This window comes from Monashia sp. HAY1-11D, from assembly GCF_056868035.1.
Map to the genome: position 1 here is coordinate 302,836 of NZ_CP200320.1, position 26,714 is coordinate 329,549.

Genomic DNA, 26,714 nt, shown 5'->3' on the forward strand with positions numbered 1-26,714 from the left:
GTGTTATCGTTCCTTCCGCACCGAGGGGCTGTGGCGCAGTTGGTAGCGCGTCTCGTTCGCAATGAGAAGGTCAGGGGTTCGAATCCCCTCAGCTCCACAACATCAAGCAGGACCGGACACGCTTTTCGTCCGGTCCTGCTTCATGTTCTGGAACATGTTGGGGGCATTCGGGAGGAGGCGGAGCGCAGCGGAGCCGACGGCTCTCCACCAACGGCAGAGAGACCGGACGCGCTTTTCCTGCGGTCTCTCTGCCGTTTCTGGGACTCAGTGATTCGAGGAGGAGCCGGAGCGCCAGCGGAGGCGACGGAGTCCCCTCAGCTCCACCAGACGGAACCCCGTCCCACCTGCAGATTCACGCAGGAACGGGCGGGGTTCCCTCTTTGTCATCCGCCCGTCTCCTGCCGATGTGTCCCGGTGTCCCCCGAGGTCACATTGAGCCCCGCCTGACTCGTGTCCCTGTCGCATCTGATGGGCAACCCGTCGGATGGTGTCCCCGTGGCTCGGTGGGGGGCGCCCCCGGAGCGCCGTCGTTCGGAAGTACGGGCTCACGACCAGCCGTCGGCGGCGCGTGATCACGGCCCAGGCTCGTCACATCGGGGGCGGCTCGATCGTGTTCAGCTGGTTGGCTTGCCGTGGCGGCCATGAGCCGATCATCACCCGCTCCGACAGATGTGGGCACCACCAAGGCGCCTGCAGCGGAAACGTACGCGTTCCCGCGGTCCCCGCCGTCCCGGCATTGTCAGATGTAGTAGCCCCGGAAGACGCCCGAGTCATCACGCTCCAGCCGAACCCCTTCGGGCTCTTCGAGCCGGAAGCCGATGCTCAAGAGGATCTCCTCGTAGAGGTCGGCGTCGCCTGCGGCCACGGTGTGCACCGTCGGCCGGTCGGTCCCTGACGTTGTGTGCCAGACACGACAGTAGAAGGACGGTCCTCCGTCACTCGCATCCCGTAGTTGTTGTGGGTCGCTCGGGCCACCCGCGACGACTTCGACACGGTCCGGCTGGATGAGCACCCAAGCCTCACCGTCACCGGTTGGTATGTGTCCCACCATCTGGGTCGCATCGCGCCAGCCCGGCCCGGAGAAAAGATCGAGAACGATCAGGCGGCGCATCATGACTGGGCTCTGGTTCGTGCCGTCGACCCGGCGGACCCTGCTTGATGGGGGCCCCCACTGGCACAGTCGATCCCGTTCGCGAACCCGGGAGCTGACAGCGCGGCCCGCAGCCGCCGCCCCGTTGCCGGAGCGCTGAGGACCCGCGCCTCGGACCCCACAAAGAAGCCGCAGGAAGTCATGAGGCGTACCGGCCGCGGTTACGGCCGATGCGACGCTGCAGACGCAGGTCGTCACGCAGCCGCGCAGGGAGCGGCAGGTTGCGGACACTGAGCGCCGCGGCGTATCGCTCCATGGCCTCCAGCAACGACTCGTGTGCAGCGTGAAGCGGTGCTGACGCGGGTACTCCGCGGAGTCGCTGGACCTCTTCACGGGCACGGCGCACGTCGGCTGCCAGCAGTGTCAGCGACCGGTTCACAGGAGGTGGGCCTTCAGGTGCATCAGCGGACATTCGAGACCTCGGCTCCCCCGCGGCCCGAGACGTTTCCGGTGTGCGAGACAGACCGAGCCTACGTCGTGTTGTCGGCAAGCGGGCAGGTCTGCCTCTTCTCGGCCGCCGCACGTCACGAGCCGGTCCGCGACAGGTCTTCGGGCCGGCTCACGAAGTGTCGATCCGGTACGGCGCCGAAGGAGTCGGCTGCGTCTCTGTGAGGACGTGTCTCGCGCCTTGCAGTTGTGGCGACTCACCGCCCGGGCGCACACTGGGAAGGCGTCGCTGCGCGATACCTTGGTTGGTCCCTGGTAGGCCCGGCGATGGAACGGATGGCGCCCATGGGCACAGCAGCTGAGCGACCTCGTCCCGATCTGCCCGAGTGGGCCCTTGCGCAGGCCATGCACGGTCGCGAGGACGCCAACACGGTCGGCCGCGACGAGCGTGCCCGCCTCCTCGTAAAGGCGTTCGAGGACGAGCGCCACGACGCTGAGGACGATGCAGATCAAGGCGGCGAGGGCTAGCCGCGCCTGCGTGCGTCTGGTGCCACAGCGCACGTCCCTCGAGGCGTACAGGGCGCGACTGGGTTGGGACGCCTCGGCGCCCTGACGCTTCCGCACGGAGCCCCCGCTGACCAGGGAAGCAAGACCAGTGGCAACACGCTGACGAAGCGCCCAGCGTGGTGAACAGCCAGGTTGAAGCCGCCTGAACCTCTGCCCCGCGCGAACGTCCGATCATGCGCGTCTTCGTCCGCTCCTGCTTCGGTTCTGGAACATGTATGGGATTCGGGAGGAGGCGGAGCGCAGCGGAGCCGACGGAGTCCCCTCCGCTCCTCACCCTTGCCTGTCGAGCCGCGTCCCGGATCGTCGACGGCGCGGGTGCGCCTGTCTGACACATCACAGCCCGCCTGTCTCCTCGCTCACAGCGAGGCCGATACCCGCGGGGGTACCGTCGAGGCATGACCACAACCAGGAGGTCACTCGTAGTACTGGGAGCGGGCACGGCCGGCACCATGGTCGTGAACAAGCTGAGGCGCCGCCTACCCGCCGACGAGTGGCGCATCACCGTCGTCGACAAGGACGACACCCACGACTACCAGTCGGGATACCTCTTCCTGCCGTTCGGCCTCATCGAGCCCGACCAGGTCCGACGAAGCCGGCACAGACTCATCGGCGACGGCATCGAGCTCGTGCTCGGCGACGTGGAACGTGTCGACCCCGAGGCCCGCGAGGTCTCGTTGGCCGACGGCCGCACCCTCGCCTACGACGAGCTCGTCATCGCCTCCGGTACGTCGCCGCGCCCCGACCAGACGCCCGGCATGCTCGGGCCGGAGTGGCACCGCAGCGTCGGCGAGTTCTACACCTTCGACGGGGCGATGGCCCTACGCGAGGCGCTGGACGGCTTCTCGGGAGGCCGTCTCGTCGTGCACATCACCGAGATGCCGATCAAGTGTCCGGTGGCGCCCCTCGAGTTCGCCTTCCTCGCCGACGACTTCCTGCGCCGCCGGGGCCTGCGCGACCGCACCGAGCTCGTCTACGTGACCCCGCTCGACGGCGCCTTCACCAAGCCGGTCGCGAGCCGCGAGCTCGGCCACCTACTGGCCGACAAGGGCATCACCCTCGAGACCGACTTCCTCGTCGAGCACGTCGACCAGGAGCGAAGAGTCCTCGTCTCCTACGACGAGCGCGAGATCGCATACGACCAGCTCGTGACGATCCCGCTCAACATGGGCGCCGACTTCGTCGCGCGCTCGGGGCTCGGTGACGAGCTGAGCTACGTCCCGGTCGACAAGCACACGATGCTCTCCACCGAGCACGCATCGATCTTCGCCCTCGGCGACGCGAGCAACATCCCGACGTCGAAGGCCGGCTCCGTCGCGCACTTCTCCGTCGAGGTGTTCGCGGACAACTTCGTCGAGCACGCAGCCGGCCGCCCGATGAGCCACTCGTTCGACGGGCACGCCAACTGCTTTGTCGAGTCCGGCGGCGGCAAGGCGATGCTGCTCGACTTCAACTACGACACCGAGCCCTTGACCGGCACCTTCCCGCTGCCACACCTCGGGCCGATGACGCTGCTCAAGCAGTCGCGGGCCAACCACGTCGGCAAGCTCGCGTTCCGCCACATCTACTGGAACCTCCTGCTCCCCGGACGACCCCTCGGCCTGCCCGCGCAGATGTCGATGGCGGGGAAGGTCCCCGCCGCCTGAGCTCAGACAAGGAGCGCAACCATGCCCACCACGACGATCGCCGGCCATGCCGTCGAGGTCAACGACGAGGGCTTCCTGACCCGCCCCGACCAATGGTCGGACGATCTGGGCAGCGAGCTCGCCCACCTCATCGGGATCGAGCTGACGGACCAGCACTGGAAGCTCGTCCACTTCCTGCGCGAGGACTTCGCCCACCAGGGCGAGACCGCCACGCTACGCCGCGTCAGCACGCAGACCGGAACCCCCGTCAAGTCCCTCTTCGACCTCTTCCCCGGCAAGCCGGCCAAGAAGATGGCGTACGTCGCGGGACTGCCCAAGCCGAAGGGATGTGTGTGATGACCACCCAGGCCACCCAGACCGCCCCGCTCGTCCCGTCGTTCGACGCTCCCGACGCGCAGGGTCGCAAGCTCGCGATCATCTGCAGCAAAGGCAACCTCGACATGGCCTACCCCGGCCTCATCCTCGCCAACGCGGCGCTCGGGGAAGGCGTCGAGACGCACCTGTTCTTCACGTTCTGGGGCTTCGACATGATCAACAAGAAGACGTCTGGCCACCTGAAGTTCACGATGCTCGGCAACACCGCCACCCACCTGCCCCAAGGGCTCGGCGGCGTCCCGGGCATGACCCACCTGGCCACCTCGCAGATGAAGAAGGCCATCGCGGACCTGGACGTCCCGGAGGTGCCCGACTTCCTCGACCAGATCGTGGCCTCCGGCGGGCACCTGTGGGCATGCCGGATGTCCGCGGACATGCAGCACCTGACCGAGCAGGACCTGCGCGACGACGTCGAGGGAATCATCTCGGCCTCGGACTTCATCGAGCTGACCGACGGGGCGCAGCTGCTCTTCATCTAGGTGGCGCTCCTCCGGGACTTGACGGCATACCCTATGGGGGTATCTTGAGAGTATGGACAGCCACGGCGAGCACTCGACCTCGACGACCTCGCTCGTGAAGGACCCGGTCTGCGGCATGGACGTCGACCCCGCCACCAGCGAGCACCACCTCGTGGTGGACGGACACGACTACTACTTCTGCTCCGCCGGTTGCAAGGCCGCGTTCGAGGTGAACCCGAGCGCCTACCTCGGGTCCCCGGCGCCCGCGTCCGGCGGGCACGACCCCGGCGTGCACGACCACGGCGTGCACGACCACGGCAGCCATGGCCACGAGCACCACCACCTGGACAGCTCCCCACACGCGAACCACGAAGAGGTCGCCGCTCCTGCGGTCCCGGTCGGCGACGTCGCCGAGTGGACGTGCCCCATGCACCCGGAGGTCCGACGACCGGGACCCGGCACCTGCCCGATCTGCGGCATGGCGCTCGAACCGGTCACCGTGACCGCGGACAGCGGACCCAACCCCGAGCTGGCCGACATGACGCGCCGGTTCACGGTGGCCCTCATCCTCAGCATCCCGGTCCTCGTCTTGTCGATGGGGCGCGACCTCGTCCCCGCCCTGCGGGACGCCATCTCGGCCGCCGCGGCGAGCTGGGCCCAGCTCGTGCTGGCCACTCCGGCGGTGCTGTGGGCCGGCTGGCCGTTCTTCGAGCGAGGCTGGACCTCGCTTCGAACGATGAAGCTGAACATGTTCACCCTCATCGCGATGGGCACCGGCGTGGCGTGGGCGTTCAGCGTGGTGGCGACCGTTGCGCCCGGGCTGTTCCCGGAGGCCTTCCGGATGGACGGTGCGGTCGCCGTCTACTTCGAGGCCGCCGCCGTCATCACGACCCTCGTCCTGCTCGGGCAGGTCCTCGAGCTCCGCGCACGGGAGAGCACGTCGGGGGCCATCCGCGCGCTGCTCGACCTCACCCCCAAGACCGCCCACCGCATCGACACCGAGGGCAACGAGGCCGACGTCACTCTCGACGAGGTGCAGCTCGGCGACCTGCTGCGGGTCCGGCCCGGCGAGTCCCTCCCCGTGGACGGCGCCGTCCAGGAGGGCCGCTCCACCGTCGACGAGTCGATGGTCACCGGCGAGTCGATGCCGGTGACCAAGACGACGGGCGACGTCGTCATCGGTGGCACCGTCAACCAGACCGGCTCACTGGTCATCCGTGCCGAGAAGGTCGGGCGCGACACGATGCTCGCCCGCATCGTCCAGATGGTGGCCGACGCGCAGCGCTCCCGCGCACCGATCCAGCGGCTCGCCGACCGCGTCTCCGCCGTCTTCGTGCCCGCGGTCATCGTGATCGCCGTGGCCGCGTTCGTCGTCTGGGCCACGGCGGGCCCCGACCCGCGGCTGGCGCACGCGCTCGTCGTGGCGGTCAGCGTCCTCATCATCGCCTGCCCCTGTGCGCTGGGCCTGGCCACACCCGTGTCGATCATGGTGGGCGTCGGCCGGGGCGCCTCGCTCGGGGTGCTCATCAAGAACGCCGAGGCGCTCGAGCTGATGGAGAAGGTCGACACCCTCGTCGTCGACAAGACCGGCACCCTGACGCAGGGCCGCCCGTCCGTCACCCACATCAGCCCCGCCGACGGAGCGGACCAGGACGAGGTCCTGCGGCTCGCGGCCGCCGTCGAGCGCGCCAGCGAGCACCCGCTCGGTCTCGCCGTCGTCCGGGCCGCCACCGACGCGGGACTGAACGTTCCCGACGTCACGGAGTTCGACGCCCCCATCGGCAAGGGCGTCACCGGCACGGTCGGTGGTGCCCGGGTCCTCGTGGGCAGCAAGACGTTCCTGGCCGGCCAGGGCGTCGACACCGCCGGCATGGACGCCGAGGCGGACCGGCTACGGGCCGACGGCGCCAGCGCCGTCTACGTCGCGGTCGAGGGCAGCGTCGCCGGGGTGCTCGCCATCGCCGACCCCGTCAAGGACACCACGCCGGGCGCGCTGAAGGCCCTGCGCGAGGACGGCATCGAGGTCGTCATGCTCACCGGTGACAACGAGGTCACCGCCCACGCCGTCGCCCGTCGCCTGGGCATCGACCGCGTCGAGGCCGAGGTGCTGCCCGAGCACAAGAGCGACGTCGTCAAGGCCCTGCGCGCCGAGGGCCGGGTCGTGGCGATGGCCGGCGACGGCGTCAACGACGCCCCGGCCCTGACCACGGCCGACGTCGGCATCGCCATGAGCACCGGCACCGACGTCGCCATCGAGAGCGCCGGTGTGACCCTGCTCAAGGGAGACCTGACCGGCATCGTCCGCTCCCGCGCCCTGTCCGAGGCCACGATGTCGAACATTCGGCAGAACCTCGTGTTCGCCTTCGTCTACAACGCCGCCGGCATCCCCCTCGCAGCCGGCGTGCTCTACCCGGCCTTCGGGCTGCTGCTGTCGCCCATGATCGCCGCGGCCGCGATGGCGCTCTCGTCGGTCAGCGTCATCGGCAACGCGCTGAGGCTGCGTACGCAGCACCTCCCGGGCCAACCACTGCGCAAGCCCTGACGACCTGAGTGACCGGCACCCCGGTCCGCCCCCGGCGTCGCACGTTCACGAACGGTGGCGCCGGGTCCGTCGAGACACCGCGCCAGCCGACCCACAGCGGGTCGTGTCCTCGGCGTCCATGGGCGGAGCCGATGTCGGCAGGCTGGCCGGCGTCCGCACGTCCGGAAGCGGCACCGCTGGCTCGTCGGTCGCACCGCGCAGGCGGCATGATCACGCCATGACCGTCGCCCGTTCGCTCGTCCTCTTCGCGCTCGCAGCGATCGCCGAGATAGGGGGCGCGTGGCTCGTCTGGCAGGGCGTTCGCGAGCACCGTGGCTGGGCGTGGGTCGGGGCGGGCGTCATCGCCCTCGGCGTCTACGGTGTCGTCGCGACGCTGCAGCCGGACGCGCACTTCGGGCGGATCCTCGCCGCGTACGGCGGGGTGTTCGTCGCGGGGTCGCTGCTCTGGGGCATGGCCGTGGACGGGTTCCGGCCGGACCGGTGGGACGTCGCGGGGGCGCTCGTGTGCCTGCTCGGCGTCGCGCTCATCATGTACGCGCCGCGCGGCGCGTGACGCGTCCGGCGCGCGTCAAGGGGCCCTACGGTGGCCGCATGGGCCGTTTCCACGTCGGGATCTCCGGGTGGCGCTACGCGTCGTGGCGCGGTGACTTCTACCCCAAGGGCCTGCCGCAACGGCTCGAGCTGACGTACGCCGCGGAGCGGATGACCTCGATCGAGCTCAACGGCTCGTTCTACTCCCTCCAGCGGCCGACGTCCTACGCGCGCTGGCGCGAGGCGGTGCCCCGGGGCGTCGACTTCGCCGTCAAGGGTGGCCGCTTCATCACTCATCTCAAGGCCCTGCGCGACGTCGAGGCCCCGCTGGCCAACTTCTTCGCCTCGGGGGTCCTCGCGCTCGGCGAGCAGCTCGGCCCCTTCCTGTGGCAGCTGCCCGAGCGGTTGACCTTCGACGCCGACCGCCTCGACGCGTTCTTCGCCCAGCTCCCCCGCACGACGCGAGAGCTCGCCGACCTCGCGACCCGCCACGACGACAAGCTGGCCGACGACCGGGTCCTGACGACCACCGACGTCGACCGACCCTTGCGGCACGCCCTCGAGCCACGACACCCCAGCTTCGACACCGACGAGGCCCGCGGGCTGTGCGCCCGGCACGGCGTCGCCGTCGTCGTCGCCGACACCGCGGGCCGCTTCCCCGTGATGCGTGACGCGACGAGCGACTTCCGCTACGTGCGGCTGCACGGTGAGACCACGCTGTACTCCGGCGGCTACTCCGACGCCTCGCTCGACCGGTGGGCCGAGCAGTGCCGGTCCTGGGCCGACGAGGGTCACGACGTGCACGTCTACTTCGACAACGACATCCAGGGCCGGGCGCCGTACGACGCCGTGGCCCTCCTCGAACGCCTCGGCGCCGCGCCGACCCCACCCGACCATGGCTGAGCCACCCGGCCGCTGCCGGCAGCGGCGACCCGCTAGGTTCGGACCGTGAGCCGCAGCGTCTACCTCGCCTCACCGGAGGGCCTCACCGGCAAGTCCGCGGTGGCCCTCGGACTGCTCGACGCACTCGTGCGCGAGGTCGGCTCGGTCGGCGTCTTCCGACCGTTGACGACGCTCGGCGGCACCGGACCCGCCGACGAGGTCGACCACATCGTCGAGATGCTCGTCGCCCAGCCGGGCACCGACCAGACGTACGAGGAGGCGCTCGGCGTCACCTACGCCCAGGCCCACGACGACCCCGACGAGGCGCTGCACGTCATCGTCGAGCGGTTCGGCCGCCTCGCGAAGCGGTTCCAGGTGATGCTCGTCCTCGGCTCGGACTACACCGACGTCTCCACCGGCACCGAGCTGTCCTTCAACGCGCGCGTCGCCGCCAACCTCGGGTCCGCCGTCGTCCTCGTCGTCCACGGTCGTGACCGAACGCCCGAGCAGGTGCGCGTGGCCGCGGACGGAGCCCTGGCCGAGCTGCGGGCCAACCACGCCGAGCCGGTGGCGGTCATCGCCAACCGCGTCGAGCCGGACGACCTCGAGGCCGTCCGTGCCGCGCTCGCCGACCTGCCGTTCGCCGTCACCGCGGCCCTGCCCGAGAACCCGCTGCTGCGGGCTCCGAGCTTCCGGCAGCTGACCGAGGCCACCGACGCACGGCTCGCCCTCGGCAACGCGGCGTGGATGGACCGCGACAGCCTCGGCCTCGTCGTCGCCGCGATGAGCCTGCCCAACGTGCTGCCGCGGCTGCGCACCGACGTGACCGTCATCGCCCCGAGCGACCGCAGCGACCTCGTGCCGGGGCTCGTCCTCGCCCACCAGTCCGGCACGTTCCCGAGCCTCGCCGGTGTCATCCTCACCGGCGGCTACGAGATCCCCGAGGCCATCGCGCGCCTGTCGGCCGGCGTGCAGCAGGACCTGCCGATCGCGCTGACCGACGCCGACACGATGACCACGGCGGGCCGCGCGTCGCGCGTCTTCGGGCCGATGACCAAGTCCTCGCGCAACAAGATCGAGGTCGCACGGCGCCTCTTCTCCGAGGGGGTCGACCAGTCGGCACTCCTCACCGCCATCGACGTGTCGTCGTCGTCGGTGCGCACGCCGCTGATGTTCGAGTTCCAGCTCATGGAGCGCGCTCGCTCCGACCGCCGCCACATCGTCCTGCCCGAGAGCGGCGACGACCGCATCCTGGAGGCCGCCGACGTGCTGCTGCGCCGCGGCGTCGCCGACCTGACGCTGCTCGGTGAGGAGACGACCGTCCGGGCCCGCGCGTCGACCCTCGGGCTCGACCTCGACGACGCCCGCGTCGTGTCCACCACCGACCCCGAGCTCGTCGAGCGCTTCGCCGCGGAGTACGCACGGCTGCGCGCCCACAAGGGCGTCACGCTCGAGCGGGCGCGCGAGGTCGTCACCGACGTCTCGTACTTCGGCACGATGATGGTCCAGCTCGGCCTCGCCGACGGCATGGTGTCGGGCGCCGTCCACACGACGGCGCACACCATCCGGCCGGCGCTCGAGTTCGTCAAGACGCGCGACGGCGTCGACACCGTGTCCAGCGTCTTCCTCATGTGCCTGGCCGACCGCGTCCTCGTCTACGGCGACTGCGCGGTCATCCCCGACCCCACGGCCGAGCAGCTGGCCGACATCGCCGTCTCGTCGGCGCAGACCGCGCGCCAGTTCGGCATCGAGCCGCGCGTGGCGATGCTGTCCTACTCGACCGGCTCGAGCGGCTCGGGCGCCGACGTCGAGAAGGTCCGCGCCGCAACGGCGCTCGTCGCCCAACGTGCCCCCGACCTCGCCCTGGCGGGCCCCATCCAGTACGACGCCGCCATCGACCCGACCGTCGGACGCGCCAAGCTGCCCGGCTCGGACGTCGCCGGACGAGCCACGGTGTTCGTCTTCCCCGACCTCAACACCGGCAACAACACGTACAAGGCGGTGCAGCGCAGCGCCCACGCCGTCGCCATCGGGCCCGTCCTGCAGGGCCTGCGCAAGCCGGTCAACGACCTGTCGCGGGGCGCGCTCGTCGACGACATCGTCAACACGGTGGCCATCACTGCCGTGCAGGCGCAGGCCGACGGGCAGGAGCCGGCATGAGCGACGCCACCCGACCCGTCCTCGTCCTCAACGCCGGGTCGTCGTCGCTCAAGTACCAGCTGCTCGTGCCCGAGACCGGTGACGTGCTCGCCAACGGGCTCGTCGAACGCATCGGCGAGACCGGTGGCGGCGTCGCGGACCACGCGGCAGCGCTGCGGGCGATGACCGACCGCCTGCGCGCCGACGGCGTCGACCTCGACACCGTGCCGCTGCGTGCCGTCGGTCACCGCGTCGTCCACGGTGGTGCCGACTTCTCGGCGCCGGTCGTCATCGACGACGACGTGCTCGACCGCATCCGTCAGCTGAGTCCCCTTGCGCCGCTTCACAACCCGCCGGCGGTCACCGGCATCGAGGCCGCCCGCGACCGCTACGCGGTACCGCACGTCGCGGTCTTCGACACCGCCTTCTTCGCAGACCTGCCGGCCGCCACGTCGACGTATGCGCTGCCCCGGAGCCTGGCCCGGGAGCACTCGATCCGTCGGTACGGCTTCCACGGCACGTCGCACGCCTACGTGTCCCGCGCCACGGCCGAGCTGCTCGGACGCGCCGAGGACCCGACGTTCCGCGTCGTCGTCCTCCACCTCGGCAACGGGTGCTCCGCCTCGGCCGTGCGCGGCGGTCGCGCCCTCGACACCTCGATGGGACTGACGCCGCTCGAGGGCCTCGTCATGGGCACCCGGTCCGGCGACGTCGACCCGGGCCTGCACGCCTACCTGGCTCGCGAGGCCGGCCTCTCCCTCGACGAGATCGACACCCTGCTCAACAAGAGGTCGGGCCTCGTCGGCCTGGCCGGTGTCAACGACTTCCGCGAGCTCGTCGGACGGATGGACGCCGGGGACGACGACGCGTCGCTCGCGTTCGACGTCGTCGTGCACCGGCTCAAGCGCTATGTCGGTGGCTACGTCGCCGTCCTCGGTGGTCTCGACGCGCTCGTCTTCACCGCCGGCATCGGCCAGAACAGCCCGCGACTGCGGGCCGCCGTCACCGAGGGCCTCGACGCGCTCGGTGTCCGCGTCGACGCCGAGCGCAACGCCGCGCGGTCGGCCGGGGCACGGGTCGTGTCGCCCGACGGCGCCCCCGTGGCCGTGGCCGTCGTGCCGACGAACGAGGAGCTCGCGATCGCCCGGCAGACCGCCGACCTCGTGGGCGCGCAGACGGCCGCCCGGGACTGAGCCGGCGCGGGCGCCGGGGCCGCTCAGCCGTTCTCGCGCACGAGGTACTCGCGCAACGACAGGGGCCGGCGACCGGTGAGGCGCTCGACGTCGTCGGTCACGCCGTCGAGCTCGCCGGCGCGGATCGCCGCGTACGTCGACACCCACGCGTCGACCTGCCACCTCGGGGCCCCGTACGTCTCCCGCGACGTGTACGCCTCCTCGAGCGTCTCGTCGTGGAAGGTGACGGGACGACCGGTGACCTCGCTGTAGGTCCGGGCCGCCTCGGTCAGCGTGATCGACTCGGGGCCGGTGAGGTCGTACGTGGCGCCGGCGTGCCTGCCGGGGTCGAGAAGCACGGCCACGGCGGCTCGGGCGATGTCCTCGTGCGCGACGACCGCAGCGCGCCCGTCACCGGCCGGACCGCGGATGACACCGTCGTCGCCCGTCATGTGGGGCACGAACTCGAGGTAGAGGTTGTCGCGCAGGAACGTCCACGCCATCCCGGAGGCACGCAGGTGCTCCTCGGTGGCCGCGTGGTCGCGGGCCAAGGTGAAGGTGGCGTCCGGCGCCGCGCCGAAGAAGGAGACGTAGACGACGTGCCGGACACCGGCGTCCGCCGCGGCGTCGACGAACGCCTTGTGCTCCGCGAGGCGGTCGACGTTCTCGGCGGCCGACACCATGAACAGCGTCCGGGCGCCATCGAGAGCCGCCCGCGCCGAACCGCCGTCGGCATACGTGCACACGTGGGTCACTGCGCCGGGCAGCTGCGGCGCGCGGGCCGCGTCGCGGACGAGGAGACGCTGGGCCACCCCACGCTCGGCGAGGTCACGCGCGACGAGTCCGCCGAGCCACCCGGTGGACCCGGTGATTGCGAGGGGCGGGCTGGCTTCGGCCGGAACGTCACTCATGCCCCGAGCGTACGCAGTGCCGGGTTCCCGGCGGACCAGGTCGGTGCGGCCTCGACCGGCCCGGGCCGTGGTGATGCGGCTCAACCCGGACAGGTGGACGTACGGTGTCCACGTGACCGACAACGCGGCTGACGCCTCCTCCGTCCGGACGCCCGAGCCCCCGGACCGGCCCGGTCCCGCTGTGCCCGGTCGGGCGGCCGCCCCCCGCCCCACGGCGCCCGGTTCCGCCACCGGCCCGGCCACGGCACCCGCCACCGACTCCACCGGCTCCGCCACCGGGAACACGACCGACTCCACCGGCGACGCCCTCGGCCGGGGCGGCATCGAGGCCGCGGCCGTGCCTCCCGGTGTCAAGACCGCCAGCGAGTGGTCGTGGCGGCTGCTGCTCATCATCGGTGCGCTCTACGTGCTGACGATGATCCTGCGCGGCGTGTCCGAGGTCGTCGTGCCGGTGGCCATCGCGCTGCTGCTCACCGCGCTGCTCCGCCCCGTGACGAACCGGCTGCACCGACGGCTGCCCACGGGCGCGTCGGCCGGCCTCACCGTGTTCGGCACGATCATCGTCATCGGTGGGCTGTTCACCCTCGTCGGCACGCAGTTCACGAGTGGGCTCTCGGACCTGACGGCCCAGGTGGCCACCGGCCTCGGCCAGATCCGCGACTGGGTGCGCACCACCTTCAAGATCACCGACGCGCAGTTCGACCAGTACTTCGACACGATCCGCCAGAAGGTCAGCCAGTCGGGCAACCTCGGGGACACCGCGGCCGCCGTCGGCCTCACCGCGACGCACTTCGTCGCGGGCCTGTTCATCGCCCTGTTCTCCCTCTTCTTCTTCCTCTACGAGGGCCCGCGCATCTGGTCCTGGATCGTGCGGCTGTTCCCGCACACGGCCCGCGAGCGCGTCGACTCCTCGGGCGTCGTCGCGTGGGGACAGCTGTCGGCGTTCGTGCGGGCCACGATGATCGTCGCGCTCGTCGACGCCATCGGCATCTCCGTCGGCGCCGCGATCCTCAAGGTGCCGTTCGCCTTCGCCATCGGCATCCTCGTGTTCCTCCTCGCCTTCATCCCCATCGTGGGAGCCCTGCTGTCGGGTGCGGTGGCGGTGCTGCTCGCCCTCGTGGCGCACGGTCCGGCGGTCGCGATCATCATGCTCGCCGTCGTCATCGGCGTGCAGCAGCTCGAGTCGCACGTGCTCCAGCCGTTCCTGCTCGGCAAGGCCGTCAGCGTCCACCCCCTCGCCGTCATCCTCGCCATCGCCTGCGGGTCCATCATCGCCGGCATCGTCGGGGCGCTCGTCGCGGTGCCGTTCGCGGCCGTCTCGAACGCCGTCGGCAAGCACCTGCTCTCCGGGGAGTCCCCCGACGCGCTCGACCGGACCCCTGGGCACTCCCCGCACGACGAAGGCGCACCCGCCCAGACCTGACGGCGAGTCTCAGCGCGACACCGGGGCGACCTGGTCGAGGAACGCGTGGACCGCGGCGTCCCACAGCTGCGGCCGTTCCATGTTCGGGTAGTGGGCCGTGCCCGGCACCTCCTCGTAGCGCCCGTGCCGGACCGCGGCGGCGAGGCGTCGGCCCATGTCGCGGTGGTCCTCGGAGTCGAGGCCGCCGCACAGCGCGAGCACCGGCACGTCGATGTCGCCGAGCCGGTCCCAGGCGTCGTGGACCGGCTCGGGCAGGACGGCGTCGGGGCTGGCGTGGTGCGCGAGCGTGTCCGTGAGCATCCGCCGGCAGCGCGCCACGGTGTCACCCCGGACCTCGTCGAGGGAACGTGTCGGCCCGGCGCAGAACGCCAGGCTGGCCTCGACGTACGCTGCGGCGTCGCGCTCGGCGATGGCCCGCCCCCATTCGTCGAGGATGCCGAGCACCCAGGGGTCGGAGAAGGTCGGGACGCTCGTCGCCGTCCCGCTGACGACGATGGCCCGGACGAGCTCCGGGTGCTCGAGGGCGGCGTCCGTGGCAGCACCCCCACCCATGGAGACGCCGACGAGGACGGCCGGGCCCGCGTCGAGGTGGCGCACGAGCGCGGCCACGTCGTCGCAGTGGCGGCTCGGCACGTCGAGCGTCGACGCTGCGCCGTGACCGCGCAGGTCGGGAACGACGACCCGGTACCGGGCGGCGAGGACGGGGACCTGCTCGTCCCACATGCGGTGGTCGAGGCCCCCTCCGTGCAGGAGGAGGACGAGGTCGCCCTCGCCCGTGTCGGTGTAGGTCAGGTGGCCGGGGTCGAGGTCGAGGCGTTCCATGGGCGGGCTCCCGGGGTGTCGGTGGGCTGGTGGGACGTGGACGAGAAGGTGGGGTGACGAGCGCGTGGACACGGCCGGGCGGCGTCAGCGGCCGCCGGCCGTGTCAGAGCCCGCCGGCTGCGTCGACGGCGGCGACGTCGGGATGCGGCCGTCCCGCGTCGGCCCCGGCGACGGCCCGGACGCCGTCCGTGAGGCGGCCGAGGACCTCGGCGCACCGCGCCAGGTCCTCCGGGTCGATGCCCGCGGTGGCCGCCTCGAGACCGACGGCCTCCGCGCGGTGGACGTCCGCGAGGACCTCCTCCCCTCGGGGCGTCACGGCCACGAGACGGGACCGCACGTGCGCGGGGTTGTCGCGCAGCTCGAGGTAGCCCAGCCGGACGCCGTCGTCGACGACCTTCTGCACGCCCTGGCGCGTCACGAGGAGGGCCCGCCCGAGATCCGGCACCGTCTGCGGGCCGTCCTCGAGGACGAGCACGAGGATCGCGCGGAGCGCGAGGGTGAGCCCCGTGCCCTCCAGCAGCCGGGAGACCGCGCGTGCCGAGTACTGGTGGAGCGGCCGGACATGACGCAGGACCGCATAGGCCGCCTCGACCCGATTCATGACAACCAAGTTGTCATAGTGCGGCCCTGCCCGCAAGGGTGCGCGACGGCGCCCCCACCCTCGTGGAGGGAGGGGGCGCCGGGGACGATGGTCCTTACTGGGAGACGGCGCGACGGGCGAACAGGGCCCGCTCGTCGAGCTCCTCGGCCTCGTCGGCGAACTCGGGCGTGTCGAACACGTCGGCGGGGATGCCACCCTCGGTGTAGCGCGGTTCGGCCTTGGCCTTGAGCGCGTACGTCGGCTTCGGCACGGGCACCGGGCTCCAGCTTCCCGGCGGCAGCTGCTGCTCGGCCTCGTCGCCCGGCACGGCAGCCCGGCCACTGGTCGCGCCCGACCCTCCGCGCGACACGTCTGCCACCGGGACGGCTCCGGTGACAGCAGCCTGGACGTCGAAGACCCGCTCCCGCGCTGCACCCTCGGCGGCCTGCCGGGCCACCGTCGGCTCGACGGCGGGGATGACGACGCGGTCGACGCCCAGCGGCGTGCGCGTACCGCGGGTCGACGCCGGCGACGCGACCTCGTGGGCGGTCGAGTGGATGACCTGGGTGTCGTCGCTGGTCAGCACCGGCTCCGGGGCGACGCGCCGGCCACGGGACCGTGAGCCGCGGACGCGATGCACGCCGCGCGCCGCGGCGGCCCGGACGCGGTCGTGCTGGGCCTCGGCGCGCAGCCATACGAGGACGGCGAGGACGGTGAGCACCGCGAAGGGGACGGAGACCCACAGCAGGACGCCGGTGACGGCCAGCGTGACCGACGCCGGGATCCACAGGACCGACGCGAGCAACACCACTGCACGAATCCGCCTCTGCGCCATGGGGACCCGCGCGGGCCGACCGGCCGTGGACCGGGCCTCGACCTGCGCGTCGTGGAGGGCGTCCGCGACGACGCGCTCGACGTGGAACTCGTCGAGGTGCTCCTCGGCGCGACGGGCCACGAGCGGGGACGGACGGCGGCCGGCAGGCACCGCGCGCTTGACGTCGACCGTCGGGCGGGCGGTGCGGGCCGGCGTCACCGACCACGAGTGGGGGCGTGGCGTGCGCGGCTCGACGGCCGGCAGGACGGGGCGCTTCTCGAGAACGCGCATGGCCTCGGAGAACCCGTCGACGGACCTGGTGGCGGCGGCGTCCTCGCGGCGGCGCATCCAGTGCTGCACGAGGTAGGCAGCCCAGATCGCCACGATGACGACGAAGATGAGGCTGCTGACTGGCACGAACCCCACGGTAGGGCGACCGCGCGCGCACGCCCTGCACATTCGGGGCGTGTCGCGCAAGAGGCTGGTGTTACACCTGTGACAACCGCTCGAGGAGCGTGCCGCCGCCGAGCTCCTCGCGCGTCACCGCGAAGGACCGGTGGTCGCGCCACCGGCCGTCGATGTGCAGGTACCGCTCACGCACGCCCTCGTCGCGAAGCCCGAGCCGGCGGACGACCCCGAGCGACCGCTCGTTGTCGACGCGGATGTTGACCTCGACGCGGTGCAGGCCGGCCGGGCCGAGGGCGTGGTCGATGGCCAGGGCGAGCGCTCGCGTGGCGATGCCCCGGCGCGTCACCCCTTGGGCGACCCAGTAGCCGGCGGCGCAGGACTGCTGCGCGGCCCGGACGATGCCGAACAGGTGCACCTGCCCGACGATGCGCCCCTCGACCTCGATGGCCCAGGGCATCGCGCGGTCCGCGCGCGCCTCGGCGTCGAGCTCGCGGACGAAGTCGCGGAAGGACACCGGGGCCCGGGCCTCGGCACCCGGGGGCAGCGTCGGCTCCCACGGCCTGACGTGCTCGGCGTTCTCGCGCCGAACCCACTGCCACTCGCGCTCGTCACCGAGGACGAGCGGGCGCAGCAGGACGGGCTGGTCGGTCGACGCATCGCGCAGCACCACCGGCCAGCGACCCCGGCCGTCGCGGACCGGTCGCCAGGGCATCCTCATCTCGGGCGCCGAGCCGCCGCGGGCTGCGTGGACCCCGCGTTCAGGTCGGTGGTCACGTCGGGGGTCACGTGGAGGGTCACGTCGGGGGTCACCTCGGTGGTCACCTCAGTGGTCACTGCCCGGGATCTGGTCGAGGGCGTGCCCGAGCACGGGCTCGAGCACGTCGAGAGCGTCCCCGACGCCACCTCGCGAGCCGGGCAGGTTGGCCACGAGGGTGCGCCCGGCGATCCCGACGAGCCCGCGCGAGAGCATCGCGGTCGGCACGCCCTTGGCGACACCGGCCGCGCGGATCGCCTCGGCGACGCCCGGAACGAGGCGGTCGAGCAGCGGCGCCGTCTGCTCAGGCGTCACGTCGGTGGGCGTCAGCCCCGTGCCGCCGGTCGTGAGGACGAGGTCGGGCTCGCTGGCGAGGACGTCACGCAGCTCCCAGCCGAGCTCGTCACCGTCGGGCACGACGAGGGCGTGGCCCACCTCGAAGCCCCACGAGCGCAGCCGCGCGACGACGACCGGCCCGGAGCGGTCCGGGTAGATGCCCGCGGCCGCGCGGGTGGAGGCCGTGACGACGACCGCCCGCCGGCCGCGGCCGAACGCCTTCGCGTCACTCACGCCAGTCCCCCGACCGTCCCCCGGACTTGGCCGTGACCCGGACGTCGGTGATGCGGGCGTGCTTGTCGACGGCCTTGACCATGTCGACCAGCGCGAGCGAGGCGACGGCGACGGCCGTGAGCGCCTCCATCTCGATGCCGGTGCGGTCGGCGGTGCGCACGGTGGCGGTGATGTCGACGCCGTCGTCGGCCACCGTGAGGTCGACCGCGACGCCGTGCACCGCGACCGGGTGCGCGAGGGGCACGAGCTCGGGGGTGCGCTTGACGGCCTGGATGCCGGCGATCCGGGCCACGGCGAGCGCGTCACCCTTGGGCACGACGCCGTCGCGCAGGGCCGAGACCGCCGCGGCAGACAGGAGGACGCGTCCGGCGGCGCTCGCCTCGCGCGCGGTCACCGGCTTGGCCGACACGTCGACCATGTGGGCGCTGCCGTCGGCCCGCACGTGGGTCAGCCCTCCAGGGGCACCAGGGGCACCGGAGGCACCAGAGGCACCCGCCGCGTCGGGCACGTCGGCGACGTCGGGGACGTCGGAGGTCGCGGCCACCTCAGTCCTCCCGGTCGAGCACGAGGACGTCGACGACCTCGCCGGCGACGAGCTCGGTGACGTCCTCGGGAACGATGAACAGGGCGTTGGCCCGCGAGAGGTCGGCCACGAAGTGCGACCCCTGCCCGGCGACCGGAACCGCGACGAGCGTGCCCTCGGCCGAGCGCGACACGACGGCCCGCCCGAACTGCCGCCGGCCCTCGAACGAGCTGACCCCCGAGATGAGGGTGGCCGGACGCATCCGGCGCTTCTCGGGCGCCAGGCGCATGAGGCGTCGGAGGGCCGGGCGGACGAACACCTCGAACGAGACGAACGAGGACACCGGGTTGCCGGGCAGCGTGAAGATCGGCACCCGTCGACCGTCGGGGGCCTCGAGCCGGCCGTAGCCCTGCGGCTTGCCCGGCTGCATGGCCACCTTGACGAACTCGACGCCTCGCGAGGCGAGCGCGCTCTTGACGACGTCATAGGCACCCATGGACACGCCACCGCTGGTGACGACGATGTCGGCGTCCCGGACCGCCACGGACAGCGACTCGATGAGCTCGCTCTCCGAGTCGCCCACGGCCTGACGGATCTCGGCGGAGGCGCCGGCGGACACCGCCGCGGCCCAGAGCATGGAGGAGTTGGAGTCGTGGATCTGCCCGGGCCGCAACGGCTTTCCGGGCTCGACGAGCTCGGACCCGGTCGACATGACGACGACCCGTGGGCGGCGGTGCACCTCGACCTCGGCGTACCCGCACGCGGCGAGGAGCGCGATGGTGCGGGACCCGACGACCTCGCCCGCCGGGACGACGACGGTGCCGCTGCGCACGTCGTCGCCCTTGGGCCGCACGAAGGTCCCGACCGGCACCTCGGCCCGGCACTCGACCTCGCCGGTGGCCGCGCCGTCGGTGTCCTCGACCTTGACGACGGCGTCGGCGCCGCGCGGCATCGGCGCGCCCGTCATGATGCGGGCGGCCTCGCCCGGCCCGACCTCGAACGTCGGGTCGTCGCCGGCGGCCACCTCGCCGACGATGCGCAGCCGCACGGGCGAGGTGTCGGCGCCCTCGACCGACGAGGCCTGCACCGCGTAGCCGTCCATCGAGGAGTTGTCGAAGTGCGGGAGGTCGACCCGGGCGCGGACGTCGCGCGCCACGACGAGCCCGAGCGACTCGGTGAGCGGCGTCCACGCCGTGGGCATCGGCTCGAGCGTCGAGAGGATGGCCCGCAGGTGCTCGTCGACCGTCCGGAGGTCGCCGGGCTGCTCGGCGGGTTCGGACGCGGCCGTCGCCGGCTCCCCGAGGACGGCGTTGTCGAGGACGCGCCGGTAGCCGTCGATGAGGACCTCGCCGACGCACCGGACGTTGCGCCCGAAGACGGGGTCGCCGATGACGCGCAGGCTCGTGCACTCCTTCATCGACGGGACCCCGTGCGGGAACCGCTTCTCGAACCCCGGCACGAAGCGGTACGCCGAGTCGAGGTCGACGTACGGTTCGGGGCCCTCGGAGGTCTGGACGATGTGGTAGCCCTCGTCGAGCTCGAAGAAGTCGGAGCGGATGACGAGCAGGTCGTTGGTCGTCTTGACCGGGCGGAACCGGGTGCGCGGGACGAGGATCGCCTGGCTGCCCTCGAACACCTCGATGGCCGCACCCATGGCCGACTCCATCTGGATGACCTCGGGAGAGGTGGCGTCGGCGGGGTCGACGTTCTTGCGGTTGACGATGATGGGCAGGCCGAGGACGCCCTCGCGCGCGGTCATCCGCTCGCGCAGCACCTCGAGGTCGATCCACACGTTGTTCGCGTTGAACGTGCCGTGCCGGTTGATGTCACGGAAGTGCCGCTCCTCGCCCTCGGCGACGGTGGCGGTGTCGCGCAGGACGATGCGCCCGTCGCACTTGCGCACGGCGTGGTGACCGCCCTTGCGGTCGCTCTTCGTGCGCTTGCACACCTCGGCGACGAACGGCAGGCCGCGCTCGACCATCCATGCCGCGACGTCGGGGTCGCACGTGGCCCCGAGGTTGTCGGAGTTGGACAGGAACGCGTAGCGGATCCCCTTGGCGAGGAGCGCGTCGAGGACGCCGGAGGTGACGAGCGAGACGTAGACGTCGCCGTGCCCCGGCGGGCACCACTCGAGCTCGGGGTCGGCCGGCCACCGGACCGGTGTGAGGTCGTCGGGGCGCAGCTTCGGCTCGGCGTTCTGGATGAAGTCCAGGGGCAGGCCGTCGACGGGCAGCGAGTCGTACTTCTCCAGGATGCGCAGCGACTCGTCGTGGGTGCGGAAGCTGTTCATGAGCACGAGCGGCAGCGCGACGTCCCACTGCTCACGCAGCGCGAGGACCTGCTTGGCGATGATGTCGAGGAAGGTCAGGCCGTCCTTGACCTCGAGGGCGGACTTGGCGCCCGTCATGCCCATGCCGGTGCCGAGGCCGCCGTTGAGCTTGATGACGGCGGTCTGCGACAGGGCGTTGCGCGCCTCCTCGTCGGTGACCGAGACCTTGCGCAGCTCGGTGACCTCGGCGAGGGGCTCGATGGAGTCCTCGGGGATGGTGCCCTGCGCGCCGCCCTCGAGCTGTTCGTAGTAGTACTCGAAGACCCTGATGGCCTCGGCACCGAGGCCGCGTCGCTCCATCAGCTCGACCGACGCACGCAGCCCCTGGTCACTCATGGGCATCACCTTACGATGGGCCGCATGTGTGGTTCCCGGGAGCAGCCGAAGTCCACGCTCGGGGGTCGGGCGTGAACGCCCCGGACAAGCGTGAGGTGCGTCACGCCGCACGCGAGCGCCGGCGTGACCTCGTCGCCGGTCTCGACGCCGCCGCCACGGACGCGGCCGGTGCGGCCGTCGCCCGGGCGGTCCTCGCGCTCGTCCCCGAGGGTGGGCGGGTGGCGGTGTACGAGTCGTTGCCGGGAGAGCCCCCCACCGGGCCGCTCGTCGAGGCGCTGCTGGACTCCGGTCACGAGGTGCTCGTACCCGTGGTGCTCGGCGACTACGCGCTGGAGTGGCGTCCGGCCGTGCGCGGTGCGCTCGCCGACGCATCGGTCGTGCGCCGGCTGCGCGGTGCGCCCTCGCAGGCCGAGCGGTCGGCCTGGCTGGGCCAGGACGCGCTGGCGACCTGCCGCGTCGTCCTGACCCCGGGCCTGTCGGTCGACCGGCACGGCACCCGCCTCGGCCAGGGCGGCGGCTGCTACGACCGGGCGCTGCGGCACCGAGCGCCCGGCGCCCTGGTCCTCACGCTCCTGCACGAGGGCGAGGCGAGCGAGGTCGACCTGCCCCGCGAGGCCCACGACGAGCCCGTCGACGGCTGGGTGACGACGAGCGGACGCGTCGTCCTGCTCACCTGAGCCGCACCACGGCACGACGTGGCACGGCACGGAGGCGTCACGGCTGGGGCGTGCCCGGCGGGACGAGCGTCAGCTCGTCGTCGGTGCCGTCGGCCACCGCCGCGTCGGAGAACGGCCACGGGAAGGACTCGTTCGCGGCCCACGCGTCGATCTGGTCGGCGTAGTGGTCCTGGTAGGCGTGGCCGGACTGGCCGGTCGAGTTGACCCACCTCGAGGCGTCGAGGTTCGACAGGTCGACGACCATCCGCATCGAGGGACCCGTCGTGACGCCGTAGCCGGGTTTGGAGGCGTTCCACGAGTTGGCGTTGACGATGGAGTTGCCGCCGCCGAGCCCGATGCCACCGCGGTCGAAGAGGGCGCGCACGGCCTCGGGCACCGAGGGGTCGCCCATCACCGGGTGCTTGAGGTCGAGCTGGTGCAGCCGTCCCCAGCGCCACGTCGAGGGCACCTTGCCCAGCTCCCTGGCGAGGTCGAGGCGGGCCTCCACGAGCGCGCGCTTGAGGATCTCCCCGGAGCCCTCCGTGACCCCCGGCGTCGTCCGGTCGTCCCACCAGTCGTTCTTCGGGTCCTTGAGCAGCTGCTCGACGACGACCATCCAGCGGCTGCCCCCGTCGGGGGCGATGTCCGGCGGCAGCTCGTCGAAGGTGTACTCGAGCAGGTGCTTCCACACCGCGTTGTAGTACGCGGCGGCCGCGGAGTCGCGGGACTTGTCGTCCGGCTGGCTGCCGTCCCAGTCGCGCAGGAGGCGCTGGGCCTGCCCGGTGAAGTCGTCGACCTGCACCGCGAGGAGCCGCTCGACGAGGGCCGGCGCGTACGTGTTGCGGACGTCGCCCTGCACCCGGGCCATGAGCTCGGGCGACACCTTCGTGGCAGCCGCGAGGAGCGTCCGGATGCGCTGGGCCCGGAAGCCGTAGTCCCACTCGCTCGTCAGGAACGGCCGGGTGCTGGCCGTCACGGCCTGGTTGGCCGTGACGATGAAGCCCTCGGGCGGGTCGTACGTCGCCGGGAGGTCCTCGAAGGGCACGTAGCCCTTCCAGTCCCACTGGCTGTCCCAGCCGGGTGCCGGCCAGTACCCGGGTGGGGCGCCGGGCGTCGCGGACCGGCGCACCGGGATGCGCCCGGGCGACTGGTAGCCGATGTGGCCCTCGGTGTCGGCGTAGATGAGGTTCTGCGACGGCACGGTGAACAGGGCCGCCGCCTGGCGGAACTCGTCCCAGCTGCGGGCCTTGTCGAGGGCGAAGATCGCGTCGCCGGTCGTGCCCGGGGTCAGCGCCGTCCAGGCGAGCGAGACCGCGTAGCGGTTGGTCTGCGTGGCGCCGCGCACGGCGAGCCGGTCCCCGGCCTCCTCGATGGAGGGCACGACGTCGGACATGATCGGGCCGTGCACCGTGGCGCGGACGGTGATGGTGACGTCGGCTCCGCCGGCCACCCGGATCGTCTCGTCGCGGGTCCGCACGGGCTCCTGCCTGCCGTCGCGCAGGTAGGTGTCGCCGTTCACCTGCTCGAGGTAGAAGTCGGTGACGTCGGGGCCGAGGTTGGTCATCCCCCAGGCGACCTTGTCGTTGTGGCCGATGACGACACCCGGCACGCCGGAGAAGGAGAAGCCCGACACCCGGAACGGGCAGGTCTGCGACACGGTGCGGCACTGGAGGTTGACCTGCGTCCAGATGCCCGGGATGGACAGGCCGAGGTGCGGGTCGTTGGCCAGCAGCGGTTTGCCGGTCGTCGTCCGCGAGCCCGACACGACCCACGAGTTGGACCCGATGTCCGAGCCGCGGCCGAGGCCGGCCGGCACGGCGTCGAGGGCGGCCAGGGTCGCGTCGACGGCCCGTCTGCCGTCCGGGGCCCGCAGCTGTCGCAGCGCCGCCGGCTCGCCGCTCGCGGCCTGGTCGGTCTCGGACGCCGAGGGCTGCCAGTCACCCGCGGAGAGGATCGGGTGGTTGCGGTCGTACGGGTAGGGCGGGTAGAGCAGCTGGATCTGCTTGAGGGTGCGGTTGCGCGAGAGGCGCGCGCGGGCCAGCTCGTCGTTGTAGTCGCCGCGCAGGTCCCACGCCATCGCCTTGAGCCAGGCCAGCGAGTCGACCGGCGTCCACGGCTCGACGCGGTAGCCGGGGTTGGTGCGCAGCAGGAAGGTGTACTCCAGCGACATCTTCTCCGGCGACTCGGCCTGCTTGATGTAGGCGTTGACGCCATCGGCGTACGCCTGGAGGTACTGACGCGTCTCCGGCGCGAGCTTGGGCAGCTCGGCCTCGGCGACGCGTCGCCACCCCATCGTGCGGATGACCTTGTCGCTCTGCAGGCCGCCCGCGCCCACGAGCTCGGACAGGCGCCCGGCGGTGACGTGGCGTCGCAGGTCCATCTCGAAGAAGCGGTCCTGGGCACTGACGAAGCCCTGTGCCCGGAAGAGGTCCTGGGCGTCGTCGGCGTAGATCGTCGGGACACCGCGGTCGTCGCGCTTGACCGACACCGAGCTGGTCAGGCCCTCGATCTGGAGCGTGCCGGTGGTCTGCGGGAAGGTCTGGCGCACCACTCCGACGGCGAGCACGCCCGCGCCGACGAGGACGAAGACGACGAGTACGGCGACGAGCAGGACGATCCGACGGGCGCGCTTCATCCGTGACACGCGACGAGCCTAGGCCACGGCCCACCGACGCAGCCCGCGGCACGGGGGTGCCCGGGCGGCGGGTGGCGCAATGGTTGGATTGGGCCTGACCGCGAGGAGCACCGGTGACCCGAGCCCCGTCCATCACGTCGTCGACCATGACGCTCGACGACCTCACGGGCGTGCTCCTCGTCGGTTCGCTCGTGCTCCTCGTCGCCGTGGCCGCGGTCCGCCTGTCGGTCCGCTCGGGCCTGCCCTCGCTGCTGCTCTACCTCGGGATCGGCCTGGCCCTCGGCAACGCGGGCGCCGGTATCCAGTTCGACGACGCGTCGATCACCCGGGTGCTCGGCTACGCCGCCCTCGTCCTCATCCTGGCCGAGGGCGGCCTGACGACCTCGTGGGACAACATCCGGCAGGCCGTGGCGCCGGCGTCGGTCCTCGCGACCGTCGGCGTCGTCGTCTCCGTGCTCGTCGTCGCCGTGGCCGCCCACACGATCCTGCCGCTGTCGTGGACGATCTCGCTGCTCGTCGGCGCCATCGTCACCTCGACCGACGCGGCAGCCGTGTTCGCGGTGCTGCGCAACGTGCCGCTGCCGCGACGGCTGTCGGGGATGCTCGAGGCGGAGTCCGGGTTCAACGACGCGCCGGTCGTCATCCTCGTCGTCGCCTTCGCCGCCCAGGGCGTCCCGGGAAGCCACGGCGAGCCGTGGTGGCTGCTCGTGCTCCACGCGGTGCTTGAGCTCCTCGGCGGCGCGGTCGTCGGCATCGCCGTCGGCTGGGTGGGCGGCCAGCTGCTGCGACGCGTCGCGGGCGGCTCCTCGGCCCTGTTCTCCATCGGCGTCGTCGCCCTGACCGTGCTCGCCTACGCCGTGGGCGCCGCGGTGCACGTCAGCGGGTTCCTCGCGGCCTACCTGTCGGCGCTCGTGCTCGGCAACATGGGCCTGCCCAACCGGACGCCGGTGCAGAGCTTCGCCAACGCCCTGGGCTGGATCGCCCAGATCGGCCTGTTCGTCCTCCTCGGCCTGCTCGCCGACCCGACCCGCCTCGACGAGCAGCTGGTCCCGGCGGTCGTCATCGGGCTGGTCCTGCTGCTCGTGGCCCGGCCGCTGTCGGTGTTCCTGTCGACGGTGTGGTTCCGGGTGCCCTGGCGCGAGCAGGCCTTCCTGTCGTGGGCGGGGCTGCGCGGCGCCGTCCCGGTCGTGCTGGCGACCGTGCCGCTGACGGCCGGGACCCCCGACACGGAGTGGATCTTCGACCTCGTCTTCATGCTCGTCGTCGTCTTCACCGTCGTGCAGGGCCCGACGCTGCCCTGGGTGGCCCGCCGGCTCGGGCTCACCGAGGGCGTCCACTCCGTCGACGTGGACCTCGAGTCGACGCCGCTCATCGAGATCGGCGCCGAGGTCGTGAAGGTGTCCGTGGGGAGCGAGTCACGGCTGCACGGCGTGGCCCTCTTCGAGCTGCGCCTGCCCCGGGGCGCCAACGTCACGCTCGTCGTGCGGGGCGGCGAGGGGTTCGTCCCCGAGCCGCACACGACCCTGCGGCACGGCGACCAGTTCCTCGTCGTGGCCACCACGACGGTCCGGCGGCGCACCGTCGAGCGCATCCGGGCGGTCAGCCGCGCCGGTCGCCTCGCGGGCTGGTCGTAGACTGGACGACGGTCTTCCCGTCTCTTTCCGATCACCGAGGTCCTCATGCCCACCTACTCCTATGCGTGCACCGAGTGCGGGCACGCCTTCGACATCCGCCAGTCGTTCACCGAGGACGCCCTGACGGTGTGCCCGGAGTGCGGCCAGCCGCGGCTGCGCAAGGTGATCCACCCGGTCGGCATCGCGTTCAAGGGCTCGGGCTTCTACAAGACCGACTCCCGCGCGTCCAACTCGAGCGGCAAGGGCTCGAAGGCCGCGAGCACCTCGTCGTCGGCCGACTCCTCGGCCGGGGGCTCGAACGGCGGGTCGGACTCCTCCTCGACGGGGTCGTCCTCCCCCGCCGCCTCGTCCTCGTCGTCCTCCTCGTCGTCCTCCTCGTCCTCGTCCTCGACGGCTGCCGCGGGCTCCTCGTCCACATCCTCCTGACGCTGCGGGGCTTCGTCCCCAGGTCCGGGTCGCCCCGGCATCCCGCC

The 26,714-nt window shown here is 72.1% G+C and carries 23 protein-coding genes and 1 tRNA gene; 14 read left to right on the plus strand and 10 right to left on the minus strand.

Going from position 1 to position 26,714, the window contains the following annotated elements; translation table 11 throughout:
* The first annotated feature begins 24 nt into the window (after window positions 1–24).
* A tRNA-Ala gene (locus tag AC1VM9_RS01295) sits at window positions 25–97 on the plus strand.
* A 642-nt stretch (window positions 98–739) separates the two neighbouring features.
* Here the strand turns inward: AC1VM9_RS01295 and AC1VM9_RS01300 are convergent.
* Window positions 740–1,114 carry a hypothetical protein gene (locus AC1VM9_RS01300; RefSeq protein WP_481343788.1) on the minus strand — a complete coding sequence of 125 codons (375 nt, stop codon included), beginning with the start codon at window positions 1,112–1,114 and terminating at the stop codon, window positions 740–742.
* Window positions 1,115–1,882: 768 nt separating this feature from the next.
* Between AC1VM9_RS01300 and AC1VM9_RS01305 the strand changes: the two genes are divergently transcribed.
* The 9 genes from AC1VM9_RS01305 (at window position 1,883) to AC1VM9_RS01345 (ending at window position 11,867) form a co-directional block, all read left to right on the plus strand.
* A complete protein-coding gene (locus AC1VM9_RS01305) occupies window positions 1,883–2,065 on the plus strand; it encodes a hypothetical protein (protein ID WP_481343787.1) in 183 nt (60 codons plus the stop codon).
* Between the two features lie 434 nt (window positions 2,066–2,499).
* Window positions 2,500–3,747, plus strand: a complete 1,248-nt coding sequence (gene sqr, locus AC1VM9_RS01310) for a type III sulfide quinone reductase, selenoprotein subtype (protein WP_483120717.1) — start codon at window positions 2,500–2,502, stop codon at window positions 3,745–3,747.
* A gap of 21 nt (window positions 3,748–3,768) precedes the next feature.
* A complete protein-coding gene (locus AC1VM9_RS01315) occupies window positions 3,769–4,083 on the plus strand; it encodes a TusE/DsrC/DsvC family sulfur relay protein (RefSeq protein WP_483120719.1) in 315 nt (104 codons plus the stop codon).
* The gene (locus tag AC1VM9_RS01320; RefSeq protein WP_481342310.1) at window positions 4,083–4,601 is read left to right on the plus strand and encodes a DsrE/DsrF/DrsH-like family protein; all 519 of its coding nucleotides are present in this window, start codon (window positions 4,083–4,085) and stop codon (window positions 4,599–4,601) included. The genes AC1VM9_RS01315 and AC1VM9_RS01320 overlap by 1 nt, the downstream gene beginning before the upstream one ends.
* A gap of 52 nt (window positions 4,602–4,653) precedes the next feature.
* Window positions 4,654–7,122, plus strand: a complete 2,469-nt coding sequence (locus tag AC1VM9_RS01325; RefSeq protein WP_483120721.1) for a heavy metal translocating P-type ATPase — start codon at window positions 4,654–4,656, stop codon at window positions 7,120–7,122.
* A gap of 217 nt (window positions 7,123–7,339) precedes the next feature.
* Complete coding sequence (locus tag AC1VM9_RS01330; RefSeq protein ID WP_481346603.1) at window positions 7,340–7,675, plus strand: YnfA family protein; 336 nt, start codon at window positions 7,340–7,342, stop codon at window positions 7,673–7,675.
* Window positions 7,676–7,713: 38 nt separating this feature from the next.
* Window positions 7,714–8,556 (plus strand): DUF72 domain-containing protein, encoded by an 843-nt coding sequence (locus tag AC1VM9_RS01335; RefSeq protein WP_483120723.1) that lies wholly within the window; start codon window positions 7,714–7,716, stop codon window positions 8,554–8,556.
* 45 nt (window positions 8,557–8,601) lie between these two features.
* Window positions 8,602–10,695 carry a phosphate acetyltransferase gene (gene pta, locus AC1VM9_RS01340; RefSeq protein ID WP_483120725.1) on the plus strand — a complete coding sequence of 698 codons (2,094 nt, stop codon included), beginning with the start codon at window positions 8,602–8,604 and terminating at the stop codon, window positions 10,693–10,695.
* Window positions 10,692–11,867 (plus strand): acetate/propionate family kinase, encoded by a 1,176-nt coding sequence (locus tag AC1VM9_RS01345; RefSeq protein WP_483120726.1) that lies wholly within the window; start codon window positions 10,692–10,694, stop codon window positions 11,865–11,867. The genes pta and AC1VM9_RS01345 overlap by 4 nt, the downstream gene beginning before the upstream one ends.
* 23 nt (window positions 11,868–11,890) lie before the next feature.
* Here the strand turns inward: AC1VM9_RS01345 and AC1VM9_RS01350 are convergent, their stop codons facing one another.
* The gene (locus AC1VM9_RS01350; RefSeq protein ID WP_483120728.1) at window positions 11,891–12,757 is read right to left on the minus strand and encodes an SDR family oxidoreductase; all 867 of its coding nucleotides are present in this window, start codon (window positions 12,755–12,757) and stop codon (window positions 11,891–11,893) included.
* A gap of 112 nt (window positions 12,758–12,869) precedes the next feature.
* Here AC1VM9_RS01350 and AC1VM9_RS01355 point away from each other — a divergent pair, with 112 nt between their 5' ends.
* Window positions 12,870–14,180: an AI-2E family transporter gene (locus AC1VM9_RS01355; RefSeq protein WP_483120729.1), complete on the plus strand. Its 1,311-nt coding sequence runs from the start codon at window positions 12,870–12,872 to the stop codon at window positions 14,178–14,180.
* Window positions 14,181–14,189: 9 nt separating this feature from the next.
* On the opposite strand, the gene AC1VM9_RS01360 is transcribed toward AC1VM9_RS01355, so the two are convergent.
* From AC1VM9_RS01360 to AC1VM9_RS01390, 7 genes are all read right to left on the minus strand, one after another.
* A complete protein-coding gene (locus AC1VM9_RS01360; RefSeq protein ID WP_481342302.1) occupies window positions 14,190–15,002 on the minus strand; it encodes an alpha/beta fold hydrolase in 813 nt (270 codons plus the stop codon).
* Between the two features lie 103 nt (window positions 15,003–15,105).
* The gene (locus AC1VM9_RS01365) at window positions 15,106–15,603 is read right to left on the minus strand and encodes a MarR family winged helix-turn-helix transcriptional regulator (RefSeq protein WP_483120732.1); all 498 of its coding nucleotides are present in this window, start codon (window positions 15,601–15,603) and stop codon (window positions 15,106–15,108) included.
* Between the two features lie 94 nt (window positions 15,604–15,697).
* A complete protein-coding gene (locus AC1VM9_RS01370; RefSeq protein WP_483120734.1) occupies window positions 15,698–16,813 on the minus strand; it encodes a hypothetical protein in 1,116 nt (371 codons plus the stop codon).
* Window positions 16,814–16,883: 70 nt separating this feature from the next.
* Window positions 16,884–17,516: a GNAT family N-acetyltransferase gene (locus AC1VM9_RS01375; protein ID WP_481346595.1), complete on the minus strand. Its 633-nt coding sequence runs from the start codon at window positions 17,514–17,516 to the stop codon at window positions 16,884–16,886.
* 111 nt (window positions 17,517–17,627) lie between these two features.
* Window positions 17,628–18,128, minus strand: a complete 501-nt coding sequence (locus AC1VM9_RS01380) for a MogA/MoaB family molybdenum cofactor biosynthesis protein (RefSeq protein ID WP_481346594.1) — start codon at window positions 18,126–18,128, stop codon at window positions 17,628–17,630.
* Complete coding sequence (gene moaC / locus AC1VM9_RS01385) at window positions 18,121–18,546, minus strand: cyclic pyranopterin monophosphate synthase MoaC (RefSeq protein WP_481342313.1); 426 nt, start codon at window positions 18,544–18,546, stop codon at window positions 18,121–18,123. Before moaC ends, AC1VM9_RS01380 begins: the two co-directional genes overlap by 8 nt.
* Window positions 18,547–18,673: 127 nt before the next feature.
* The gene (locus tag AC1VM9_RS01390) at window positions 18,674–21,316 is read right to left on the minus strand and encodes a UTP--glucose-1-phosphate uridylyltransferase (RefSeq protein ID WP_483120736.1); all 2,643 of its coding nucleotides are present in this window, start codon (window positions 21,314–21,316) and stop codon (window positions 18,674–18,676) included.
* Window positions 21,317–21,387: 71 nt separating this feature from the next.
* On the opposite strand from AC1VM9_RS01390, the gene AC1VM9_RS01395 reads away from it, so the two are divergent.
* Window positions 21,388–21,993, plus strand: a complete 606-nt coding sequence (locus AC1VM9_RS01395; protein ID WP_481342296.1) for a 5-formyltetrahydrofolate cyclo-ligase — start codon at window positions 21,388–21,390, stop codon at window positions 21,991–21,993.
* Window positions 21,994–22,030: 37 nt separating this feature from the next.
* Here AC1VM9_RS01395 and AC1VM9_RS01400 read toward each other — a convergent pair whose 3' ends face one another.
* Window positions 22,031–24,607 carry a penicillin acylase family protein gene (locus AC1VM9_RS01400; RefSeq protein ID WP_483123946.1) on the minus strand — a complete coding sequence of 859 codons (2,577 nt, stop codon included), beginning with the start codon at window positions 24,605–24,607 and terminating at the stop codon, window positions 22,031–22,033.
* 146 nt (window positions 24,608–24,753) lie between these two features.
* On the opposite strand from AC1VM9_RS01400, the gene AC1VM9_RS01405 reads away from it, so the two are divergent.
* Window positions 24,754–26,241, plus strand: a complete 1,488-nt coding sequence (locus AC1VM9_RS01405) for a potassium/proton antiporter (RefSeq protein WP_481343933.1) — start codon at window positions 24,754–24,756, stop codon at window positions 26,239–26,241.
* A gap of 45 nt (window positions 26,242–26,286) precedes the next feature.
* Window positions 26,287–26,667, plus strand: coding sequence for an FmdB family zinc ribbon protein (locus AC1VM9_RS01410; protein WP_483120739.1), 381 nt, complete (start codon window positions 26,287–26,289; stop codon window positions 26,665–26,667).
* Window positions 26,668–26,714 lie beyond the last annotated feature (47 nt).